The organism is Candidatus Methylomirabilis sp., assembly GCA_036000645.1.
Lineage (GTDB): Bacteria > Methylomirabilota > Methylomirabilia > Methylomirabilales > JACPAU01 > JACPAU01.
In genome coordinates this window covers 1-12,525 of the sequence record DASYVA010000177.1, presented here as the reverse complement: position 1 = coordinate 12,525, position 12,525 = coordinate 1, and the positions used below count along the sequence as shown (strand labels likewise).

Here is a 12,525-nt window from a genome sequence, read left to right as displayed (position 1 = left end):
CCGTCGTTCTCCGCCTCGGCCGGGTTCGCAAGCCGATCTACGGGAAGGGGGGGACCGGCCTGATCCTCCTGATTCCGGTGATTGACAAGCTCATCCGGGTGAGCCTGCGGACGGTGGCCATGGATGTCCCGGCTCAGGACGTGATCACCAAGGACAACGTCTCGGCCAAGGTAAACGCGGTGATTTTCTTCAATGTGGTCCACCCGGAGAAGGCGGTCCTCAACGTGGAGGACTACCTCTACGCCACCTCTCAGATCTCCCAGACGACCCTTCGGAGCGTCCTGGGCCAGTCGGAGCTGGACGAGCTGCTGGCCCAGCGGGACCAGATCAACCAGCAGCTCCAGCGGATCATCGATGAGCACACGGACCCGTGGGGGGTGAAGGTGACCGCGGTGGAGGTCAAGCACGTGGACCTGCCGGCGGAGATGCAGCGGGCCATGGCCCGGCAGGCGGAGGCGGAGCGGGAGAAGCGGGCGAAGATCATCCACGCCGAAGGGGAGCTCCAGGCCTCCGAGAAGCTGGCCCAGGCGGCCCATGTCATCGCCACCGAGCCCATCACGATCCAGCTCCGCTACCTCCAGACCCTGACGGAGATCGGGACCGAAAAGAACTCCACCATCATCTTCCCCCTCCCGATTGACCTCCTGGCGAGCTTCATGGCGGCGCGCCCGGGCGAGGGCCGCCCCGCCAAGGGCTAGTCGCGGCCGGAGGGGGGTCCCGCCTGCGCCGCGCCGCCCGGTGCGCCGTGCCCGCATACGGCTGGATAGGCCTCGGCGTCATCCTCACCGCGGAGGTTCTCCTCTTCGGCGGCGTCCCCGTGATCGGGACGTACTTCACCCCCATCGTCTGGACCGGGTACATCCTGTTCGCCGACGGCTGGGTGTTCGCCAAGCGGGGGAGGTCGCTCCTCACGACGGGCCGGCGCGAGCTGCCCCTCCTCCTCCCCTTCTCCATCGGCTCCTGGCTCATCTTCGAGGGCTATAACCTCCTCCTGAAGAACTGGTACTACGTGGACCTGCCCCTCCCGCAGCCGCTCCGCCTCCTCGGCTTCGCCTGGGCATTCGGCACGATCGTCCCGGCCCTCCGCGTGACGGCGGACCTCCTCGAGGCCCACGACGCCTTCGCCACCTGGCGCATCCGCCCGGTCGCCCTCTCGCGCCGGACCGAGGCCGGCCTGCTTGGGCTCGGCGTCGCGCTGCTGCTCTACCCGATCCTCTTCCCCTCCCCCTACCTGTTCGGCCTGGTCTGGGCGGGGTTCATCTTCTTCTGCGATCCCCTGAACCGCTGGCTGGGAGGCCCCTCCTTCCTGGCGGACCTCCGGGAGGGGAAGGTCCAGACCTTCGGGTGCTGGTTTGCGGGCGGAACCATCTGCGGGGTCCTCTGGGAGTTCTGGAACTTCTGGGCCACGGCCAAGTGGCACTACACCGTCCCCATCACGGCCGAGTGGAAGATCTTTGAAATGCCGGTGGCGGGGTACCTCGGGTTCGGGCCCTTTGCCGTCGAGTGCTACCTGATGTACAATCTCGCGGTCCTCTTGGCCCGGCGGGCCTCGAGACAGGCCGAGGCCGGGCCGGGACGCGGGGCGGCGCGGTGATCAAGACCACCGACGTGGCCATCATCGGCGGCGGGGTCATCGGGTGCGCCGCCGCCTACGCCCTCGCGACCGCCGGGCTTCGCGTCCTGCTCCTGGAGCGGGGGCAGATCGCCTGCGAGGCCTCGGGCGAAGCGGCCGGGATGCTGGCGCCGCAGGCCGAGGCATCCGAGGTCGGCCCCTTCCTCACCCTGGGGCTCCAGAGCCGGGAGCTCTTCCCGGCCCTCACGGCCGCCCTGCGGGAGGAGACAGGGCTCGACGTGGGATACGGCCAGGACGGGACCCTCTACCCCTGCCTGGACGAGGACGAGGAGACCGAGGCGCGGACGCGCTTCGCCTGGCAGCGGGGGCAGGGCCTCCCCGTGGAGTGGTGGGGGGCGGAGGAGGTCCGGAAGGCCGAGCCGGGGATCCACCCGGCTGTCCGGGGTGCCCTCTTCATCCCCGGCGATCGCCAGGTGACCAGCGGCACCTTCACCCGGGCGTTCGCCCTGGCCGCGGCGCGCCGCGGCGCCGAGATCTGGGAGGGGGCGCCGGTCACGGGCTTCGTCCGGGACCGGAAGCGCATCGTCGGCGTCAAGAACCTCGACCGCACCGTGAGCGCCGGCCGGTACGTCCTCGCGGCCGGTCCCTGGTCCGCCCAGATCGCCGCCTTGCTGGGCCTCCCGGTTCCGGTCCTGCCCGTGAAGGGTCAGCTCTGCATGGCCGGCCTCCTCCAGGGGGGGCCGCGCCACATCCTGTACTCCCACCTGGCTTACCTGGTGCCGCGCCCCGGCGGGGAGGTGGTTCTGGGGACCACGGTCGAGTTTGCCGGGTTCGACAAGCGGGTGACCGTCGGGGGGCTTCAGGGGATCCTGGCCGGCGCGCAGGCGCTCTACCCGGCCCTGGCGGGGGCGCCGCTCCTGCGGGCGTGGGCGGGCCTCAGGCCGTACACCAGCGATGAGCTCCCGCTCCTCGGGCCGGTGCCCGAGATGGAAGAGCTCCTCGTGGCCACCGGCCATCACCGGAACGGGATCCTCCTGGCCCCGATCACGGCGCAGCTCCTGCGGGAGCTCGTCGTGGACGGCCGGACGAGCACCCCCCTCGCGCCGTTCCGGGTGGACCGGGAGCTCGTCCCGCGCGGGCCGGAGGCGCGCTGATGCGCAAGCCGGAGCGGGTGCTGGCGGCAATCGCCTCGGCGCCGGTGGACCATCCCCCCTTCAGCGCCTGGTACCACTTCGGCCTGCAGCACCTCCCGGGCCGGGCGCTGGCCGAGGCGGAGCTCGCCTTCTACCGGCACTATGACCCGGACTTTCTGAAGGTGATGCACGACTATCCCTTCCCCCTTCCGGAGGACATGACCGAGGTGAGCCGCCCTGAGGAGTGGCGGCGGCTGATCCCGCTGCCCGGAGATCACTCGGCCTTCCGCGAGCAGCTCGCGGCCCTGGCGGCGATCGGGGAGGGGCTGCGGGGAGAGGCACTCTTCGTGGACACGGTCTTCAGCCCCTGGACGACCGCCCGCCGCCTCCGCGGCCAGGAGGGGCTCCTCGCCGACATGCGCCGGCATCCCGAGGACCTCCTCCAGGGGCTCACGGCCATCGCGGAGACCTGTGCCGCCTACGTCCGGGCGGCGGCGGCGCGGGGGATCGCCGGGATTTTCCTCTCGGTGGGGGGTGCCTCCTACGAGTTCATGGGGGAGGAGGAGTACGCCCGCTTCGGGCGGCCCTTCGATCTGACCGTCCTGGAGGCGGCGCGGGATCTCCCCTTCAATGTGCTCCACCTGCATGGGGCCAAGCTGATGTTTACCGCCTGCCTGGATTACCCGGTGCAGGCTGTCAACTGGTCGCACTGGCACACGCAACCCACGCTAGCCGCGGCCCGCCAGCTCACGGGCAAGTGTCTCCTGGGCGGGTTGGACGAGGTCAGCACCAGCAGCGTCCGACCTCGGGCCATCCGGGCGCAGGTGGCCCAGGCGGTCCGGGAGGCGGCGGGACGGGGCCTCATCCTGGGGCCCGGCTGCGCCGTCCCCTCCGACACCCCCCCCTTCAACCTGCACGCCCTGCGGGAGGCGGCGCAATCGGCCCGGCTCTAGCCGGGCCCGGCGAGGAAGGGATGTCCATGGAGCGCGGCGCGGGGACGCCCATCCGGATCACCGGGACCGGCGCCTACCTCCCCGAGACGATCCTGACGAACGCGGAGCTTCAGGCCCGCACCGGCCTGACCGAGGAGTGGATCCTGGTCCGGAGCGGCGTCCGGGAGCGGCGGGTCGCGGGGAAGGAGGAGGCCGCCTCGGACCTGGGGTTCGTGGCAGCCGGCCGGGCCCTGGAGGAGGCGGGCTGCCCTCCGGGGGAGCTGGACTTGCTGGTCGTGGCCACGACCACGCCCGATACCCTCTGCCCGTCCACTGCGTGCTGGATCCAGGCGCGGCTCGGGGCGGCACGGGCGCTCCCGTTTGACGTGTCCGCGTCGTCCGCCGGGTTCCTGGTCGGGCTCTCGGTCGCCCAGCAGTACCTGCGCTCCGGGGCCGCCCGGCGCGCCCTGGTGGTGGCGACCGAAGTCGTGACCCGCTACGTGGACTGGGGCGACCGGGAGAACTGCTTCCTCTGGGGCGATGGCGCGGCGGCGGCGGTCCTGGAGGCCGGGCCGGGGCCCGGGGCCGCTCTCCTCGCCCTCACCCTGCACGCCGACGGGCACCAGGCGGACCGGCTTCTCCTCCCCGGCGGGGGGTCGCGGGTGGCCCCGATCACCGCCCGCACGGTGGAGACCGGCGCGCACGCGATCCGGATGCGCGGGAACCAGCTCTACCGATCCTCCGTGCGGCGACTGGTGGAGGCGTGCCGGGAGGTGCTGGAGGAGGCGGGGCTCCCCCTGGAGGCGGTGGCCCTGCTGGTCCCCCACCAGGCCAATCTGCGGATCATCAAGGCGGTCGCGGCCCGGCTCGCGCTCCCCATGGACCGGGTGATCGTGACCATTGATTCCACCGGCAACTGCGGGGGGGCCAGCCTCCCCCTGACCCTCGACGCCGCCGTGCGCCAGGGGCGGCTGCGCGCCGGGGATGTCGCCCTCCTGGCCGCCTTCGGCGGCGGCCTCATCTGGGGGGCAGGCCTGGTCCGGATGTGAGGGGGATCCGCCTCGGGAAACGCGAGTCGGCCCCCCGGCCGACCCGGCGGGCCCTCACGGCGGCGCGAGACCGGTTGCACCGGGTGACGCCAGCCCGACGAGTCCGGGGCGAGCGGTCAGCCCTGGCCTTCGTGGAGGGAGTGGGGTTCGCCTTTCTCTTTGATAACTTCGGGACGGGGCTCCCGTTCCTGTGGGCGACAGTCTGCGGCCGGCGGGACCCCCGCTGGCCGAGGCACACGCACCACGACCCCGGGATCGGCCTCGCCTGGCACCTCAAGGACGTCCTGCCGGCGCGCCGGAAGGTGTACTACGGGAAGCTCCTCCTGGGAAAGCCGACCCTGGTGGCCCTGCGGGACCTGCCGGCCTGCGTCGCCTGGTTCAGGCGGGAGGCGCCGGCGTGGCATCGGGTGGCCTACTTGAGCGGGCGGATGTCCCGCGCCGCGCACGCGATCCTGGAGGCCCTGCACGCCGAGCATCCGCTGTACACGCCGGACCTGCGGCGGGCGGCGGGGCTGGCGCACCCGCGGGAGACTCCGGCCTTCGAGCGGGCGATCGCCGAGCTGCAGCAGGGGCTCTGGGCCGTGAAGACGGAGGAGCGGTACGAGCCGTCCTTCGCGTACCGGTGGGACCTCTTCGAGGCCCGGTACGGCCGGGCGGCCGCGGCGGCCGAGCGGATCGCCCCCGCCGAGGCGCTGGTGCAGCTCGCAGGCCGCCTCCTGGACGCGCTCCTCTGGACCACGCCGCGGGAACTGACCCGCCTGCTCCGGCCGGCCCCCGGGGAGCTGGAGGCGGCCCTGGGGCGGCTCGAGGCCCGGGGCCGGCTCCTCCGCGGGATTGGCGTCCCGGGGCTGCCTCCCAACCTGCTGCTGAGCCGCCGTGGCGTGGAGATGCTCGATAGCAGGGGAGGAAGGCGATGAGCGTGCCCACTCGGGGCTGCCGCGCCGCCGCCATCCAGGCGGCTCCGGTCTTCCTGGACCGGGAGGCCACCGTGGAGAAGGCCTGCCGGCTCATCGGCGAGGCGGCCGCGCGGGGAGCGGAAGTCGTCGCGTTCCCGGAGTCGTTCCTGCCGGGGTTCCCTCACTGGATTCACCTCTACACTCCGGCCGAGAGCGCCCGCTTCACGGCCCGCCTGGTCGCGGCCGCCGTGGAAGTCGGGGGTGCGGCCACGGAGGCGCTGGGGCGGGCGGCGAGGCAGGCAGGCGCCTGGGTCGTGATGGGGGTGACCGAACGGGAGCCGGGGCGACTCGGGACCCTCTACAACAGCTTGCTCTTCCTGCGGCCCGATGGAACGCTCGCCGGCGTCCAACGGAAGTTGATGCCGACCTATGCCGAGAAGCTGGTCCACGCCGCAGGGGACGGCCGCGGCCTCTCTGTCTATGAGACCCCCCACGGACCGCTCGGCGGACTGATCTGCGGCGAGAACGGCAATCCGCTGGCCCGGTACGCGCTGACGATCCAGGGTGAGGCGATCCACGCGGCCGCCTGGCCCGCCTATCCGTTCCGGGTCAACCAGGCCAGCCGGGCAGGAGCCGCGATCCGGAGTCGCGCGGCGGCCTTCGAGGGACGCTGCTTCGTCCTGGCCCCGGCGGGTATCCTGGACGCCCGGATGGTTGAGGTGCTCTGCCCCACGGAGGCGCTCGCGAAGGAGATCGTGGACGGCGGGGGTGGGGCCGCCATCTACGGCCCAGGGGGCGACGTCCTGGCAGGGCCGGCCCCGCCGGGCGAGGAGGTGATCCTGACCGCCGACCTTGACCTGTCCGCGATCGTGGTCGGGAAGATCACCCACGATGTGGCGGGGCACTCCCAGCGTCCTGACGTCCTCCAGCTGACGGTGGACCGCCGGCCCCAGGTGGCGGGTCGCTTTCTGGACCCGGGCCCCGCCGCCACTCCGGCTCCGGGACGGGACCTCGTGGCGGACCTGCTCGCCCGGCTGGAGGAGGTGCACGATGAGGCGCTCGGGCGTGCCCTGCGGGAGGTCCTCGTGAGGTACCGGGATGAGGCTTGAGGGGCCGGGCCGGCCGTTCACGCCGTTCCCGCTCCCCCCGCCGACGCTTGCCGACGTCTATGCGGCCCGGCGCGCCCTCGCGGAGCACCTGGCTCCGACCCCCCTCGTCCGCTTCCCCGGTCTCTGCCGCGCCCTGGGCTGCGAGGCATACCTGAAGCTTGAAAACCTGCAGCCGATCGGCTCCTTCAAGGTCCGCGGGGGCCTCTACCTGATGTCCCGCCTCGGCTCGGCCGAGCGGGAGGCGGGGGTGATCACCGCCTCCACGGGCAACCACGGTCAGTCGGTCGCGTACGCGGCGAACGTCCACGGCATCCGGGCCATCGTCGCGGTCCCCCGGGAGGCCAACCCCTTGAAGGTGGAGGCCATGCGCGGCCTCGGGGCCGAGGTGGTCGAGATCGGGCGGGACTTTGACGAGGCCCGGGAGTGGGCGGAGGCGGAGGCGCGCACGAAGGGCTACCGGTACGTCCATCCGGCCAACGAGCCGGACCTGCTGGCGGGGGTGGGCACGATCAGCCTGGAGATCCTGGAGGCGCTGCCCCAGGTGGAGGCCATCCTGGTCCCGGTGGGGGGTGGGAGCGGCCTGGCCAGCCACGCGGTCGTGGCCAAGGCCTTGAAGCCCGCGGTCCGGCTCATCGGGGTGCAGGCGGAGCGGGCCCCGGCCGTCACCCTCTCCTGGCGGGCCCGCCGGGTCATCGAGACGCCCGACGCCGACACCTTCGCAGAGGGGCTGCAAACCCGGGTACCGTTCCTCCTGACCCTGGGGCTCATCCTCGAGCACGCCGAGGAAATGGTCCTGGTGAGCGAGACCGAGATCCGCCGGGCGATGGTCCTCCTCCTGGAAACCACCCGGCAGGTGGCGGAGGCAGCCGGGGCGGCACCCGTCGCGGCCGCCGTGCGCCTCCGGGAGCAGCTGGCGGGCAAAACGGTGTGCCTCATCCTGAGCGGGAGCAACGTCCCCCTCGATGCGCTCCGCCGCCTGCTGCACGATGGCGCGGGATAGACCCGGACAGTCGGGGAAGGAGAGTTCCCCGCCTGGGGTTTTTGGCCCCACCGGTTTCTCCGCTTTGCGAGCGGCGCGGGGCAAAGAGCAGACGGACGAGGTCGGCGCCGCGCGCGAGGGGCGCCAGCGTTTGGTCACGTTCTTGCACCCTTCCCCTGCGTGCGATGCCCGTGCTCGGAGGGAGCAACGGGCCGCGGCGGGGGGTCGCGATGGCGGAGATGGAGGCGGGGCGGACCGGGGCGACGGTCCTCCTGGTGGACGATGAGCCGCTGGTCCTGGCGATGATGGAGGACTTCCTCACCGTCAATGGGCTGAGCGTCCTGACCGCGCACGAGGGGTCCGAAGGGCTCCGGCTGGCCCGGGAACGGAACCCGGACGTCATCGTTCTCGACGTGATGATGCCGGTGATGGATGGCTACGAGGTCTGCGAGAGGCTGAAGGCGGATCCCCGCACCCGGGGCATCCCGGTGATCCTCCACACCATCCTGAAGGGGGCGGAGGTGGAGACCCGGGGGGAAGCGGCTGGGGCGGACTTCGTCGTCCATAAACCGATGCGCCCTCTGTCCCTCTTTCTGAAGACGGTCGAGGCGGCGCTCGCGAAGCGGCGCGAGCCAGATTCGGCCCCCCGTCCTCCCCGGCCCTGACGCGGGGGGGGACGCGCCGCGGACGGCGGCAGGCGGTCGGGATCCGGCGGCCTGCCGCCGCGGTCTTTCCGGGTACCCCAGATTCTCCGGCGAATGGGAGGAAAGGAGCGAGCCGATGCGACGTGCGACCCTCACTCTCCTGCTGCTGGGCGCCCTGGCCGCGCCCGCCTTCGCCGAGCAGGCGCCCGCCGCCCTTGCGCGGCCGGAGGACGCTGCCCGGAGCGGCCGGTACGCCTTCTACCCGGCCGCGGTCCAGGGCGGGCTGGAGTACCTCCTGGACACCGCGACCGGGGATCTCTGGGTCCTGTCGCGGGACGCCGACACCCACTACTTCTACCTGGGGTACATCCCCCGGGCGCCCCAGTTCCCCTTCGCTGAGGTCCTCCGGCAGAAGCAGCTCCGCCAGCAGACCCCGGGCCAGCAGGCCCCTGGCGCGGCGCCCCCGCGCTAGGCGACCGCTTGCGGGCCGGTCGGATCCTGGATCGGGGTCCGTCTGCGGGGCGGGCGAGGGGCACCGAAGCGCGACAGTGGAGGAAGGCGCGGATGGCCGAGGGGGAGGAGCGGGCCGTGACGGCGTTCGGTCAGCCCTTTGCGGGCGTCTTTCCGCAGCTCGCGGATGCGCAGGTGGAGTGGGAGGTGCAGGGGCACGCGCTCTCAAGGGCTCCCACGGGGGTCGGTCGGGGTCTCCGGATGAGCGTCAAGGCGGGATACTTCCAGGGGACGATCCGGTGCGGGCAGCCCGGCTGCGCCGGGGGCGGCTTCGAGGTGGACCAGATCCTTCAGCTCATGGTGCAGGATGGGGAGGAGGAGCGGGAAGGCCTGCTGGTCTGCGGGGGGTGGGTGGGCGGGCCCGAGGGCGAGGAGCGGAGCCCCTGCATCAACGCGATCCGCTACCGGATCCAGCTCACGTACCGGAAGGGATCAGGAGGCTTGAAGAGTGGGGACCTCTAGATCAGTGAGATCAGCCGAGAGGGCCGGCGCGGGCTCCGCAAGCGCAAGGGGGAGGGCCGGGGTGTACTCGAGAGGGGCGGCGGGGAGGACGAGCTGCCGGCTCTTGCGGGCGAGGCGGTATCTGGCCGACCCCAGCACCATCAGGACGATGAGGGACCAGGGGAAGAGCAGGATGCCCGCGATCACCTTGTAGTACCACATGGCTCCTCTGACCGCCTTCCGTCCAGCACGCCACGTTCACCCGTGAGAAACGCAACTCTTATGCCACCAGTACTTACGCTGCTGCTGCGCACCCGGTGGGTGAAGTCCGCAAAGGGTTCATAGCCTGTAAAATCAACAAGTTGGAGACCTCTTCCAGCCCGGGCCTCGGGTGGTTTGCCCCTCCAAGGACCACGCCGGGCAAACCCGCCCTGCCCTGGTTTCATACTATTGGATTCGAGAGGCGGCTCAGCGATTCGGCGAGGGTGGCCATTCTCGACAAGGCTGGGGGCTTCCGCTATAGTGGGGAGCCCGCGGGGGGTTAGCTCAGTTGGGAGAGCGCCGCGTTCGCAACGCGGAGGTCGGGGGTTCGAATCCCCTACCCTCCACCATCAGAATCCGCTACTTAGTTGCCTGGCCTTCCCCCTGCCTTTCCTCGTTGTGACCGTTTTGTGACTGTCGCTCGCCTCCCGCTCCAGGGCGGCGATGGCCTGGCGGCAGCTCTGGCGGCTCGCATGGGTGTACCGGCTGGTCATCCGGAGATCCCCGTGCCCGAGGAGCTCCCGGACCGTGACGAGATCCACGCCGGCCTGGATCAGGCGGGTGGCGAAAGTGTGGCGCAGGTCGTGGAACCGGAGGCCGGTGATCTCCGCCTGGGTGCAGGCCCGGCCGAAGGCCGAGGCCAGGCGCCAGGGTCGCTTGCCCGGGCGCGAGGGGAAGTAGGGCGCGTCGGGCGCGCGGCCCCGGGCCCGGTCGGTGAGGATCCCCACGGCGCGCGCCGTGAGGGGGATCCGGCGCTCCTTCCGGTTCTTCGTGTGCTGGAGGCGCACCTCGGCCCGGGCGAGGTCCACGCCGGCCGGCGTGAGGCCGACCAGCTCTCCCAGGCGCATCCCTGTGTCGAGGGCGAGGGAGATGAGGTCCTGAAACTCCGGGCCGGAGGCCTTCAGGAGCCGGGTCTCTTCCTCGGGGGTGAGGATTCGCTCCTTGAGGTTGTGCTGCGGGAGTCGGCGGACTTTGCCACCTTTCATCGGGTGCTCGGCCAGCTTCGCCCACTCTACAGCCTTGGTGAGGAGGCTGGAGAGGACCGCGAGCTCGCGGTTCACCGTGGCGGGTCGGATGGGTGGCCGGGGCCGCTCCTCGGCCTGGGGCTTCACCTTGCCCCGCCGGGTCGGATGGGTCCTGAGTGCCCGGGCCCGCTCGTGCTTGTACCCCTCGATGAGCCAGGGGGTCAGATCGCGGAGGCGCTTGCCCGGGAAGTGGGCGAGGAGGATCCGGAGGCGAGAGGCTTCGGTGTTGTCCGCGGTCCGGTGGTGCAGCCGGGCCCACTCCAGGTACTCCTTGGCGAAGTCCTCTAGCAAGGGGCTCGGGCGGGCCGCCTGGAGGTTGAACCGCCCCTGGGCGATCTCCCCTTTGCGGGCATCGAGGGCGTCCTCCGCCGTCTGCTTGTTCGGGCCGACGCGTTCCCGCACCCGCTCGCCCTGGTAGTAGTAGTCAATCCACCAGGTCTTGCCGCGCTTGTAGATACCCATGATGGCCCTCCTTCGCGGCCGGCCCGTCAGGAAGACTGGGGCGGCCGCCGCTTCGCCCATAGGAGCTGAAGGCGCGTCCCTTTGTGAGTGATGTAGTTCAGGTCCACCTGGCAGGAGCTCCGCTCCGTCTCCAGGCCCCAGCTGCACAGGATGGTCTCTAGGCCAGTAACGTAGGGGTCCAAACCCCCAATCATGGGACCCTCCGGGCAGGCGACCGCACCACAGGGGCACCTGTAGAAGTCGTCTCCCCTGCCCCCGATGAAGGGGAAGAGGTCCTCCAGGTCTACGAAGGCCCGCTTGTGGCCGCAGAAGGGGCAGACGATCTCACTCGGCATGGTGCTCCTCCTTCTCCTGCGTCAGGGGCTCCTCTGTGTGCTCCAGGTCACCCGCCCCTCCCGGTCGCGCAGGTCTAGCCTCACGGCGCCGTTGTCCCCCATGACGAGTCTGGCGCGGACCTTCCCCTCCTGGTCTTGGAGGCCCAGACTCGGCGTGCCGTCGTCCCCGACCCCTAGCACTGCGCGGAGCTGCTCGTCCCGGTCGAAGAGACCGAGATTCACGGTGTCGTCATCCTCGACACTCAGCGTGGCCGCGGCCTTCTCGTCTCGGTCGGCGAGGTCGAGACTCACGGTACCGTCCGCCCACACGCCCAGCACGGTGCGGCTCCTCTCCTCGTGGTCGCGGAGGCTGAGACTTACGGTCCCATCTGGCTCCACGCCCAGTACGGCGCGGAGCTTCCGCTCTTGGTCGCGTAGGTCCAGACTCACGGTACCGTCCGCCTCCACGCCCAGCTCGGCGCGGATCCTCCTGCTCGGATCCCGCAGGACAAACCTCTCGGCCTCAACCACCTTGGCCACGTTGGGCTTGGTCATGGCTCCCTCCTCCCCCCGTTGCGGGGGGCGCGTGGGGTGTGGTAGAAAAGGCCCGGCGGGTGGGCCGCGTGAGTGGGTCACCTGCTAGGCGTCGGCTTCGTGCTTCGCGGCTCGGGGCCGGCGCCTCTTACTTTCCCGGTCCCCCAGGGGGGATCCGGTACTCCGTGGTGAAGTCCAGCTGCACGTTGCGGGTCCCGAGCTCCGTCCGGATGAGCTCCAGGACCTCGACGACCTCCGGGATCCTGGCCCCGCGCAGCCACAGGCGCAGGGCCTCCCGCATGAAGGTCTCCATGGGGGGCCTCCTTCCTCGGCCCCCCCCGCCGGGCTGAACTCTCCTAACCTCTCCCCTCCTTTCGCTCCGTCCAGGATCGCACCCAGGCGACCACCAGGTCGCGCGGGGCCACGCCCTCCAGGGCGGCCCGGGCTTTGAGGGCCCGGCCGACATCCTCCGGGAGCAGCAGAATCAGCCGCCTCATCCTGGGCGCCGGCTTCCTCATGCTCGTCCCCTCCGCCTGGGTTGCGGGTGTCCGTTCGCGGTCGCCTTAGGTAGCCTGAGGCTACCAGATAGCCTTGGTCCGTGTCAAGCGGGATCGGCGGGGCTCCCGGTGGCCTCAGCGACGGCACGACGGGAGCCCGGGTGCA

At 71.4% G+C, this 12,525-nt stretch carries 17 protein-coding genes and 1 tRNA gene; 12 read left to right on the top strand and 6 right to left on the bottom strand.

The window, feature by feature from the left end; translation table 11 throughout:
• From VGT06_09970 to VGT06_09920, 11 genes are all read left to right on the top strand, one after another.
• Window positions 1-698, top strand: a 698-nt coding sequence (locus tag VGT06_09970; protein HEV8663448.1) for a slipin family protein, incomplete at its 5' end; no start/stop codon positions are given.
• A 47-nt stretch (window positions 699-745) separates the two neighbouring features.
• A complete protein-coding gene (locus tag VGT06_09965) occupies window positions 746-1,594 on the top strand; it encodes a hypothetical protein (GenBank protein ID HEV8663447.1) in 849 nt (282 codons plus the stop codon).
• Window positions 1,591-2,727, top strand: coding sequence for a glycine oxidase ThiO (thiO, locus tag VGT06_09960; protein ID HEV8663446.1), 1,137 nt, complete (start codon window positions 1,591-1,593; stop codon window positions 2,725-2,727). Before VGT06_09965 ends, thiO begins: the two co-directional genes overlap by 4 nt.
• Complete coding sequence (locus VGT06_09955; GenBank protein HEV8663445.1) at window positions 2,727-3,659, top strand: uroporphyrinogen decarboxylase family protein; 933 nt, start codon at window positions 2,727-2,729, stop codon at window positions 3,657-3,659. Before thiO ends, VGT06_09955 begins: the two co-directional genes overlap by 1 nt.
• Before the next feature lie 26 nt (window positions 3,660-3,685).
• Complete coding sequence (locus VGT06_09950) at window positions 3,686-4,687, top strand: beta-ketoacyl-ACP synthase III (GenBank protein HEV8663444.1); 1,002 nt, start codon at window positions 3,686-3,688, stop codon at window positions 4,685-4,687.
• The gene (locus VGT06_09945) at window positions 4,684-5,604 is read left to right on the top strand and encodes a hypothetical protein (protein HEV8663443.1); all 921 of its coding nucleotides are present in this window, start codon (window positions 4,684-4,686) and stop codon (window positions 5,602-5,604) included. Before VGT06_09950 ends, VGT06_09945 begins: the two co-directional genes overlap by 4 nt.
• Window positions 5,601-6,692 (top strand): carbon-nitrogen hydrolase family protein, encoded by a 1,092-nt coding sequence (locus VGT06_09940; protein ID HEV8663442.1) that lies wholly within the window; start codon window positions 5,601-5,603, stop codon window positions 6,690-6,692. The genes VGT06_09945 and VGT06_09940 overlap by 4 nt, the downstream gene beginning before the upstream one ends.
• On the top strand, window positions 6,682-7,692 hold the full coding sequence (locus VGT06_09935) for a threonine/serine dehydratase (protein HEV8663441.1): 1,011 nt from the start codon (window positions 6,682-6,684) through the stop codon (window positions 7,690-7,692). The genes VGT06_09940 and VGT06_09935 overlap by 11 nt, the downstream gene beginning before the upstream one ends.
• A gap of 164 nt (window positions 7,693-7,856) precedes the next feature.
• Window positions 7,857-8,336 carry a response regulator gene (locus VGT06_09930; protein HEV8663440.1) on the top strand — a complete coding sequence of 160 codons (480 nt, stop codon included), beginning with the start codon at window positions 7,857-7,859 and terminating at the stop codon, window positions 8,334-8,336.
• A 115-nt stretch (window positions 8,337-8,451) separates the two neighbouring features.
• A complete protein-coding gene (locus tag VGT06_09925) occupies window positions 8,452-8,787 on the top strand; it encodes a hypothetical protein (protein ID HEV8663439.1) in 336 nt (111 codons plus the stop codon).
• 92 nt (window positions 8,788-8,879) lie between these two features.
• Window positions 8,880-9,287 carry a hypothetical protein gene (locus tag VGT06_09920; protein HEV8663438.1) on the top strand — a complete coding sequence of 136 codons (408 nt, stop codon included), beginning with the start codon at window positions 8,880-8,882 and terminating at the stop codon, window positions 9,285-9,287.
• Here the strand turns inward: VGT06_09920 and VGT06_09915 are convergent.
• A complete protein-coding gene (locus VGT06_09915) occupies window positions 9,258-9,488 on the bottom strand; it encodes a hypothetical protein (protein HEV8663437.1) in 231 nt (76 codons plus the stop codon). The genes VGT06_09920 and VGT06_09915 overlap by 30 nt on opposite strands.
• A 313-nt stretch (window positions 9,489-9,801) precedes the next feature.
• Between VGT06_09915 and VGT06_09910 the strand changes: the two genes are divergently transcribed.
• A tRNA-Ala gene (locus VGT06_09910) sits at window positions 9,802-9,877 on the top strand.
• On the opposite strand, the gene VGT06_09905 is transcribed toward VGT06_09910, so the two are convergent.
• The 5 genes from VGT06_09905 to VGT06_09885 form a co-directional block, all read right to left on the bottom strand.
• Window positions 9,878-11,014: a tyrosine-type recombinase/integrase gene (locus tag VGT06_09905; protein ID HEV8663436.1), complete on the bottom strand. Its 1,137-nt coding sequence runs from the start codon at window positions 11,012-11,014 to the stop codon at window positions 9,878-9,880. It abuts the tRNA gene before it with no gap.
• 26 nt (window positions 11,015-11,040) lie between these two features.
• Window positions 11,041-11,349, bottom strand: coding sequence for a hypothetical protein (locus VGT06_09900; protein ID HEV8663435.1), 309 nt, complete (start codon window positions 11,347-11,349; stop codon window positions 11,041-11,043).
• A gap of 21 nt (window positions 11,350-11,370) precedes the next feature.
• Window positions 11,371-11,883: a hypothetical protein gene (locus tag VGT06_09895; GenBank protein HEV8663434.1), complete on the bottom strand. Its 513-nt coding sequence runs from the start codon at window positions 11,881-11,883 to the stop codon at window positions 11,371-11,373.
• Between the two features lie 127 nt (window positions 11,884-12,010).
• Window positions 12,011-12,175 carry a hypothetical protein gene (locus tag VGT06_09890; GenBank protein HEV8663433.1) on the bottom strand — a complete coding sequence of 55 codons (165 nt, stop codon included), beginning with the start codon at window positions 12,173-12,175 and terminating at the stop codon, window positions 12,011-12,013.
• 43 nt (window positions 12,176-12,218) lie between these two features.
• Window positions 12,219-12,359 carry a hypothetical protein gene (locus VGT06_09885; protein ID HEV8663432.1) on the bottom strand — a complete coding sequence of 47 codons (141 nt, stop codon included), beginning with the start codon at window positions 12,357-12,359 and terminating at the stop codon, window positions 12,219-12,221.
• Between the last annotated feature and the right edge of the window lie 166 nt (window positions 12,360-12,525).

Coding starts and splice junctions, on each gene's coding strand:
- VGT06_09905 (HEV8663436.1), bottom strand. CDS start 11,014: ATGGGTATCTACAAGCGCGGCAAGACCTGGTGGATTGACTACTACTAC.
- VGT06_09940 (HEV8663442.1), top strand. CDS start 5,601: ATGAGCGTGCCCACTCGGGGCTGCCGCGCCGCCGCCATCCAGGCGGCT.
- VGT06_09915 (HEV8663437.1), bottom strand. CDS start 9,488: ATGTGGTACTACAAGGTGATCGCGGGCATCCTGCTCTTCCCCTGGTCC.
- VGT06_09950 (HEV8663444.1), top strand. CDS start 3,686: ATGGAGCGCGGCGCGGGGACGCCCATCCGGATCACCGGGACCGGCGCC.
- VGT06_09930 (HEV8663440.1), top strand. CDS start 7,857: ATGCCCGTGCTCGGAGGGAGCAACGGGCCGCGGCGGGGGGTCGCGATG.
- VGT06_09955 (HEV8663445.1), top strand. CDS start 2,727: ATGCGCAAGCCGGAGCGGGTGCTGGCGGCAATCGCCTCGGCGCCGGTG.
- VGT06_09935 (HEV8663441.1), top strand. CDS start 6,682: ATGAGGCTTGAGGGGCCGGGCCGGCCGTTCACGCCGTTCCCGCTCCCC.
- VGT06_09900 (HEV8663435.1), bottom strand. CDS start 11,349: ATGCCGAGTGAGATCGTCTGCCCCTTCTGCGGCCACAAGCGGGCCTTC.
- VGT06_09920 (HEV8663438.1), top strand. CDS start 8,880: ATGGCCGAGGGGGAGGAGCGGGCCGTGACGGCGTTCGGTCAGCCCTTT.
- VGT06_09885 (HEV8663432.1), bottom strand. CDS start 12,359: ATGAGGCGGCTGATTCTGCTGCTCCCGGAGGATGTCGGCCGGGCCCTC.
- VGT06_09925 (HEV8663439.1), top strand. CDS start 8,452: ATGCGACGTGCGACCCTCACTCTCCTGCTGCTGGGCGCCCTGGCCGCG.
- VGT06_09895 (HEV8663434.1), bottom strand. CDS start 11,883: ATGACCAAGCCCAACGTGGCCAAGGTGGTTGAGGCCGAGAGGTTTGTC.
- VGT06_09890 (HEV8663433.1), bottom strand. CDS start 12,175: ATGGAGACCTTCATGCGGGAGGCCCTGCGCCTGTGGCTGCGCGGGGCC.